Origin of the sequence: Streptomyces sp. NBC_00075, from assembly GCF_045041225.1 — a bacterium.
Taxonomy (GTDB): Bacteria; Actinomycetota; Actinomycetes; order Streptomycetales; family Streptomycetaceae; genus Streptomyces; species Streptomyces adonidis.
The window spans coordinates 1,165,373-1,172,673 of the sequence record NZ_CP108243.1 but is presented as its reverse complement, the minus strand read 5'-3'; the positions used below and the strand labels follow the sequence as shown (position 1 = coordinate 1,172,673).

Here is a 7,301-nt window from a genome sequence, read left to right as displayed (position 1 = left end):
CACTGAGAGAGGAACACCCCCATGACGAACCCCTTCGAGAACCCCGACGGCGTCTACTCCGTGCTCGTCAACGACGAGGGCCAGCACAGCCTTTGGCCCGACTTCGTCGACGTCCCGGCCGGCTGGACCGTCGTCCACGGCCCGGCGCCCCGCCAGGAGTGCCTCGACCACATCGAGACCAACTGGACGGACATGCGGCCCAAGAGCCTCGTGGAGCGCATGGAGCCGAGCGCCTGAAGCCCGGATCCGTACTCTCGACGAGGAACTGACTCCCCATGCTCACCACGCGACTGACCAACGCCCGCATCCTCACCATGGACCCCGACCACCCCGTCGCCCACGACCTGGGCATCTGGCGAGGCCGGATCGTGGGCCTGGACGAGGCGGTGACCGGGCTGCCCGCCGAGCGGGTGATCGACCTCCAGGGCGCGACCGTGCTGCCCGGGTTCATCGACAGCCATGGGCACCTGGCCTGGACGGGGTTCAAGGCGGCCACGCCCACGGTCGCGCCGTGCGACCGGGTCGAGGACGTGCTCGCGGTCGTGGCCGAGGCGGCGGCGCAGGTGGCGCCCGGCGGCTGGGTGGACGTCGCGGGGTACGACCAGCGGGGGCTCGGCCGGCATCTGACCCTCGCCGAACTGGACAAGGCCGCCGCCGGCCGCAAGGTGCTCCTGATGCACGACTCCGGGCACGGCTGCGCGGTCAGCAGCCCGGTGCTGGACCTGCTGCCCGGCCTCGTCCCGCACGAGGGCGCCTTCCTCGCCGAAGGAGCCATGGGCGCGGCCCGCGCGCTCCGACTCCCGCACTCCCAGGAGGAGTTGGCGGAGGCCATCGGACGGGCCGCCCGGGCCTGCCTCGCCGAGGGAGTCACCGCGTGCGCCGAGGCGGGCATCGGCGGCGCCCTGCTCGGCAACAGCCCGGTCGAGCTGGGCGCCTACCAACTCGCCCGGGAACGTGGCCTGTTGCCCCTGCGGGTCCAGCTGATGGTGGCCGCCGACCGGCTGCACCCCGTCACCGCGCACGAGGACGACGGCATCCCGCGCGCCATCGACCTCGGGCTGCGTACCGGCCTCGGCGACGACTGGCTGTCCGTCGGCGCGCTGAAGGTGTACACCGACGGCGGCATGATGGCCCGTACCGCCGCGCTCAGCAGCCCCTATCAAGGGCTCGACACCGCAGGGCAGTTGCAGGAGGACCCCGAACTCCTCACCCGGACCATCGTGGACGGGCATCTCGCCGGCTGGCAGCTCGCGGTGCACGCCATCGGCGACCGTGCGGCCGACGTGGCGATCGGCGCGCTGGAGGAGGCGCAGCGGCTGCGGCCCCGGCCGGGCGCCCGGCACCGGATCGAGCACGCCGGGCTGATCCGGCCCGATCAGCTGCCCCGGCTGGCGGCGCTCGGTGCGACGGCCGTCGTACAGCCCAACTTCCTGCGGTACTTCGGCGACGACTACGCGTCGATCATGGGGGAGGAGCGGGCGCCCTGGCTGTACCGGGGGCGCGGCTTCCTGGAGCACGGCATCCGGCTGGTGGGCAGTTCCGACCGGCCGGTGACGGACGGGTCGCCGCTCCGGGCCATCCAGTTCATGGTCGAACGGGCCTCGCTGTCAGGGCAGTTGATCGGTCCGGACGAGGGCGTCACCGTCGACGAGGCGCTGCGCGCGTACACCGTCGACGGCGCCTGGGCCTGCCGCTGGGAGGACAGCGTGGGAAGCCTCACGCCGGGCAGGCGTGCCGATGTCGTCGTTCTGGGAGACGATCCCACGAGCGTCGACAGCTCGCGCATCGGGGACATCGAGGTCGTGGCGACACTCGTCGACGGCCGGGAGACCGAGGAGGGAACGCTGTGAGCGCTCCGACGACGGACGTCATCGGCGACTACACCCAGCTGTGGCAGGACTCGCCCCACGCACCCCGATGGGTGCTCTGGGACACCGCCGGGGAAGTCCTGGTGTTCGACCGGGACGTCAACTGCCCCCTCTACATCGACGACGAGGCGATCCGGGGCGAGGTGCTGCGCAGGATGCGCGCGGCGGGCGTACCGGAGAGCGCGGAGTATCCGGGACGGCCCTGCTCCCGATAGCGGTATCCCAACAGCCGTATGAGTACAGGATTTTGACGAAGCATCAGAACCCTTGTGCGGCGGCCTTTCCGTGCAGCAGTTCCCGCAGCAGCTGGTCGGTGGTGCACACGACTCCCGTGCGTGCCACCCACTTGAGGGCCATGACATGGTCCTCCGCGCAGTCGTCGGCCACCGCGTCGGCGACGATGAACGGCTGGATGTCGTGCATGAAGGCGTCCGCCGCCGTCAGCAGTATTCCGAGGTGGGCGCGGACCCCGCACAGGATGAGCTGGTCCCGTCCCGACTCGCGCAGCAGCCGGCCGAGATGGCTGCGCAGGAAGGCGTTGTGGCGCACGTTCAGCAGCAGATGCTCGCCCACGCGCGGAGCGAGCCGGGGGACGATCGAGGCCGCGTTGGTCTCGGCGCTGAAGACGACGGGCATGCCCAGCGTGCCGGCCAGCTCGCGCAGGGTCGCGATGTTCTCGACCAGCTCCACGACGGGCGAGCCGCCCTCCGGAAACGCCTGGACGAAGGGATTCTGCATGTCGTGGACGAGCAGGGCGGCGCGTGCCGGATCGATGGCCCAGGGATGGGCCGGGCTCGGTACGGCGGAGCTGTCGGGCATCGGATAGGAGCCGACGACTGGTGCGCCCATGGCGTGGTACCTCCCCCTGACGGCGTGCATGACACGAGCCGCTTCCCGTGAAGTTAGCTTAGCCTAAGCTAACTTTCCGTGTCGGTGTTCAGGGGTATCCGGTCGACAGGATGCCCAGAGTGCAGGGAGCCCAGCCAGTGCCGAGCAGGAGCCGTACCTACCGCGATGCCTGGGGCATCCCGCACCTCCGTGCCGCCGACCCCCTCCAACTCGCCCACGGACAGGGCCGGAACGCCGCCCGCGACCGCGCCTGGCAGATCGAGGTCGAACGCCACCGCTCCCAGGGCACCGCGGCCGCCTTCCTCGGCACCCCCGCCCTCTCCTGGGACCTCCTCGCCCGCCGGGCGCGCCTCGACGACACCGCCCGCCGCTGCTTCGACGCCCTCGACCCCGCCACCGCTGCCTGGGTCACCGAGTACGTCGACGGGGTCAACGCCGGTCTGGAGCAAGGGGCCGCCGCCGCACCGGAGTTCGCGGCGACCGGACTCGCGCCGACCCCCTGGCGGCCGTGGACGCCCCTCGGTGTCTGGCTCGCCCACCACATCCTGTTCGCGGGCTTCCCGACCAAGCTGTGGCGCGAGGAGGTCGCCCGCCGCCTCGGCGACCACGCCCTCGAACTCTTCGCCACGGACGGCCCCGGCACCGCCGGCTCCAACGGCTGGCTCGTCCCCGGACACCGCACCGCACACGGCGCCCCGATCATCGCGGGCGACCCCCACCGGCCCCTCCAGAACCCCGGCTTCTATCAGCAACTCCACCTCTCCTGCCCGGAGTTCGACGTCGTCGGCTTCGCCGTACCGGGCGTCCCGGGAATCGCCCACTTCGGCCACACCGGCACGGTCGCCTGGGCCATCACCAACGCCATGGCCGACTACCACGACCTGTACGAGGAGCAGCTGCGCGGTACGGAGGGCGGCCAGGTGGAGGCGCTGGGCCCCGACGGCCGGCGACCCGTCCTCCACCGGCGCCGGGAGACCGTCGAGGTCGCGGGCGGTGACCCGGTCGACGTCGACGTGATCGAGACGGAACGCGGCCCGGTCATCATCGGCGACACCGGGAACCTCGACGGCGTGGGCGGCGAGGCGACCGTCATCAGCCTGCGCTACCCGCCCCGCGTCACCGCCGACCTCGGCTTCGCCGCGCTCCCGGCCCTGCTGCACGCCCGCACCGTCGCCGACGTCGACCGGGCGTTCGACCGCTGGATCGAGCCCGTGAACGTCGTCCACGCCGCAGACACGGAGGGTGGTCTGCTGCACCGGGTCGCCGGGTTCGTCCCGGTCCGCCACCGCGACAACACCCTGCGGGTCGTCCCCGCTTGGCAGCCGGGCCACGACTGGCGGGGCCGCCACGACACCCCGCGCGCCGAGGTCGACGACCTCGCCGTCATGGCCAACGCCCGCGGCATCGCCACCCCCCTCGGCGCGGAGTTCGCCCCGCCCCACCGCGCCGACCGCATCACCGAACTGCTCCGCCGCTCCCACGACTGGACGGCCCCGGAGATGACGACCGTCCACATGGACACCCAACTCCCCTCAGCCGCACCCCTGTTGGACCGAGTCGCGGAAACAGACCCCCGCACCCCCGCCGCCGCAGGCCTGCGCGAGCGTCTCCTCGCCTGGGACCGCCGGATGGACGCCGACAGCACGGCCGCCGCGGACTACGCCCGCCTTCGCTCGGCCGTCGTACGCCGGATCGCCGCCGCCCCGCAGCTGAAGAGCCTCGCCGGGCCGCTGCCCTGTCCGGCGGTGTTCGAGCCCTGGCTGAACCTCACCGGCAAGGTCGCGTTCGCCCTGGAGAACCTCCTGGCCACCGACCTGCTCCCCGGCCTCGACCTCCCCGGCATCGTCGCCGACGCGCTGGAGGAGACCGCAGGAGCTGACCCGGTGACCTGGGGCGAACTGCACCGCCTCGCCCCGCTGAGGGTGTTCCCCGGCAGCGGCGACGAGGAGCCGTGGCCCGGACTCGGCGGCGACCACGACTGCGTCCTCGCCACCTCCAGCGTCCCCGGCCTCACCGACCTCAGCTCACGAGGCCCCTCCGCCCGGTACGTATGGGACCTCGCCGACCGTGACAACAGCCTCTGGATCGTCCCGCTGGGCGCGATCGGCGTCGCCGGTAACGCACACCACCGAGACCAGCTGCCCCTGTGGGCAACCGGCCGACTCGCCCCCGTCGTCACCGACTTCGCGCACCTCACGGAGGAGGACGACGAGGGCAGCGGGGACGGGACTCAGGGTCGCATCAGCAGCTGGAAGTCGAAGGCGTAGCGCGACGCCCGGTAGATGTGCGTGCCGTACTCCACGGCCCGTCCGGTGTCGTCGTACGCCGTGCGCTGCATGGTGAGCAGGGCGGCGCCCTCCGGCTCCTCCAGGCGTTTGGCCTCGGCCTCGGTGGCCGAGCGGGCGCCGACGGTCTGCCGGGCGCTGTGCAGGGTGATTCCCGCGCCGCGCAGCATCCGGTACAGGCCCGTCGACTCCAGCCGGGCGGCGTCGAGTTCGAGGAGTCCCGAGGGCAGGTAGTTGACGAGGAACGCCACCGGCTCGCCGTGCGTGCAGCGCAGCCGCTCCAGCACGACGACCTCGCTGCCCTCCTTCACCCCGAGAGCGGCGGCGACCTCGGCGGACGCCGGCTGTCCCTCGTTGCGCAGGACCTGGGTGGTCGGCCCCTGTCCGGCCGCCTCCAAGTCGTCGTACAGACTGCTCAGTTCGAGCGGGCGCTTGACCTGGCTGTGCACGACCTGCGTACCGACGCCTCTACGGCGTACCAGCAGGCCCTTGTCCACCAGGGACTGGATCGCCTGGCGGACCGTGGGTCTGGACAGGCCGAGCCGGACCGACAGGTCGATCTCGTTGCCCAGGAGATTGCCCGGCGCCAGGACTCCGTGCTCGATCGCCGCCTCCAGCTGCTGAGCCAGCTGGTAGTAGAGCGGGACCGGGCTGGAGCGGTCCAGCGTGAAGTCCAGGGTGTCGAGCGGGGAGCCGGACACCGCACGGGCACGATCACCGGGTGTCGCCACCGGGGCACCTCCCTTCAGGTAATGACGTTGCGTCAGATGGTGATGCTCTGTCAGGAATGGCTGGGGAAACCGAGGTTGATACCGCCGTCGGACGGATCGGGCCAGCGCGTGGTGATGACCTTCCCCTGGGTGTAGAAGGCGATGCCGTCGTTGCCGTAGATGTGCAGATCGCCGAAGAGGGAGTCCTTCCAGCCACCGAAGGAGTGGTAGCCGACCGGCACCGGGATCGGCACGTTCACGCCGACCATGCCCGCCTTCACCTCCAGCTGGAAGCGGCGGGCGGCGCCGCCGTCCCGGGTGAAGATCGCCGTACCGTTGCCCCAACGCGAGCCGTTGATCAGCGCGATGGCCTCGTCGTACGTCTCCGTGCGCACCACGCACAGCACCGGACCGAAGATCTCGTCACGGTACGCGTCCGCCGTCACCGGCACCTTGTCCAGCAGCGATACGCCGAGGAAGAAGCCGTCCTCGTGGCCCGCCACCGTGTAGCCGGTGCCGTCGACGACGACCTCCGCACCCTGTGCCTCGGCGCCCGCCACGTACGAGGCCACCTTGTCGCGGTGCTCGCGCGTGATCAGCGGACCCATCTCCGACTCGGGGTCGGTGCCGGGGCCGATGCGCAGGCTCTTCGCCCGCTCGGCGATCCGGCCGACCAGCTCGTCGCCCGTGTCACCGACCGCGACCACGACCGACACCGCCATACAGCGCTCGCCCGCCGAACCGTAGGCCGCGTTGATCGCCTGGTCGGCCGCGTAGTCCAGATCGGCGTCCGGCAGCACCAGCATGTGGTTCTTGGCGCCGCCCAGCGCCTGGACGCGCTTGCCGTGCTCAACTGCCTTGAGCTGGATGTACTTTGCGATCGGCGTCGAGCCGACGAACGACACCGCCTCGATGTCCGGGTGCTCCAGGATGCGGTCCACGGCCACCTTGTCGCCCTGCACGATGTTCAGCACACCGTCCGGAAGGCCCGCCTCGGAGGCCAGTTCGGCCAGCCGGTAGGACGCCGACGGGTCCTTCTCGGAGGGCTTCAGCACGAAGGTGTTGCCGCACGCGATCGCCAGCGGGAACATCCACATCGGCACCATGGCGGGGAAGTTGAACGGCGTGATGCCCGCGACGACCCCCAACGGCTGCCGGATCGACGAGACATCGACCCGGGTCGCCACCTCCGTCGACAGCTCGCCCTTCAACTGCACACTGATCCCGCAGGCCAGCTCGACGATCTCCATCCCCCGAGCCACCTCGCCGAGCGCGTCGCTGTGCACCTTGCCGTGCTCGGCGGTGATCAGCGCCGCGATCTCGTCGCGATGCGCGTCCAGCAGCTCCCGGTACTTGAACAGCACCGCCGTCCGCTTGGCGAGCGAGGCCGCGCCCCACGTCTCGTACGCGGCCTTCGCGGAGGCGACCGCGGCGTCCACCTCGTCCACCGACGCGAAGGCGACCTGCTTCTCCTGCGCTCCGGTGGCCGGGTTGTATACGGCACCGAAACGGCCGGACGTGCTTTCGACGGGCTTGCCGTCGATCCAGTGGGTGATGGTCTTCATGGTGCGGGCCTTTCAGGGGGTACG

At 71.4% G+C, this 7,301-nt stretch carries 7 protein-coding genes; 4 read left to right on the top strand and 3 right to left on the bottom strand.

Translation table 11 applies throughout. From position 1 onward, the window contains the following. The first annotated feature begins 21 nt into the window (after window positions 1-21). Genes OG787_RS05235 through OG787_RS05225 form a run of 3 tightly spaced genes read left to right on the top strand, consistent with a single transcriptional unit; the run spans window position 22 to window position 2,083 of the window. Window positions 22-237 (top strand): MbtH family protein, encoded by a 216-nt coding sequence (locus OG787_RS05235; RefSeq protein WP_235473406.1) that lies wholly within the window; start codon window positions 22-24, stop codon window positions 235-237. A 38-nt stretch (window positions 238-275) separates the two neighbouring features. Further along, window positions 276-1,850 (top strand): amidohydrolase, encoded by a 1,575-nt coding sequence (locus tag OG787_RS05230; protein WP_405534419.1) that lies wholly within the window; start codon window positions 276-278, stop codon window positions 1,848-1,850. Then, the gene (locus tag OG787_RS05225; RefSeq protein WP_369030897.1) at window positions 1,847-2,083 is read left to right on the top strand and encodes a hypothetical protein; all 237 of its coding nucleotides are present in this window, start codon (window positions 1,847-1,849) and stop codon (window positions 2,081-2,083) included. Before OG787_RS05230 ends, OG787_RS05225 begins: the two co-directional genes overlap by 4 nt. 43 nt (window positions 2,084-2,126) lie before the next feature. Here the strand turns inward: OG787_RS05225 and OG787_RS05220 are convergent, their stop codons facing one another. Then, a complete protein-coding gene (locus tag OG787_RS05220) occupies window positions 2,127-2,717 on the bottom strand; it encodes an isochorismatase family protein (protein WP_369030896.1) in 591 nt (196 codons plus the stop codon). A gap of 137 nt (window positions 2,718-2,854) precedes the next feature. On the opposite strand from OG787_RS05220, the gene OG787_RS05215 reads away from it, so the two are divergent. Beyond that, window positions 2,855-4,984 carry a penicillin acylase family protein gene (locus tag OG787_RS05215; protein WP_405534418.1) on the top strand — a complete coding sequence of 710 codons (2,130 nt, stop codon included), beginning with the start codon at window positions 2,855-2,857 and terminating at the stop codon, window positions 4,982-4,984. On the opposite strand, the gene OG787_RS05210 is transcribed toward OG787_RS05215, so the two are convergent. Then, a complete protein-coding gene (locus tag OG787_RS05210; protein WP_235473398.1) occupies window positions 4,948-5,733 on the bottom strand; it encodes a GntR family transcriptional regulator in 786 nt (261 codons plus the stop codon). The two genes, OG787_RS05215 and OG787_RS05210, sit on opposite strands and share 37 nt — an antisense overlap. Before the next feature lie 50 nt (window positions 5,734-5,783). Continuing rightward, window positions 5,784-7,277 carry a CoA-acylating methylmalonate-semialdehyde dehydrogenase gene (locus OG787_RS05205; protein ID WP_369030894.1) on the bottom strand — a complete coding sequence of 498 codons (1,494 nt, stop codon included), beginning with the start codon at window positions 7,275-7,277 and terminating at the stop codon, window positions 5,784-5,786. Between the last annotated feature and the right edge of the window lie 24 nt (window positions 7,278-7,301).

What these genes read in the sequence shown, in the direction of transcription:
- OG787_RS05235 (WP_235473406.1), top strand. Translation starts at nt 22, where the DNA reads ATGACGAACCCCTTCGAGAACCCCGACGGCGTCTACTCCGTGCTCGTC.
- OG787_RS05230 (WP_405534419.1), top strand. Translation starts at nt 276, where the DNA reads ATGCTCACCACGCGACTGACCAACGCCCGCATCCTCACCATGGACCCC.
- OG787_RS05220 (WP_369030896.1), bottom strand. Translation starts at nt 2,717, where the DNA reads ATGGGCGCACCAGTCGTCGGCTCCTATCCGATGCCCGACAGCTCCGCC.
- OG787_RS05205 (WP_369030894.1), bottom strand. Translation starts at nt 7,277, where the DNA reads ATGAAGACCATCACCCACTGGATCGACGGCAAGCCCGTCGAAAGCACG.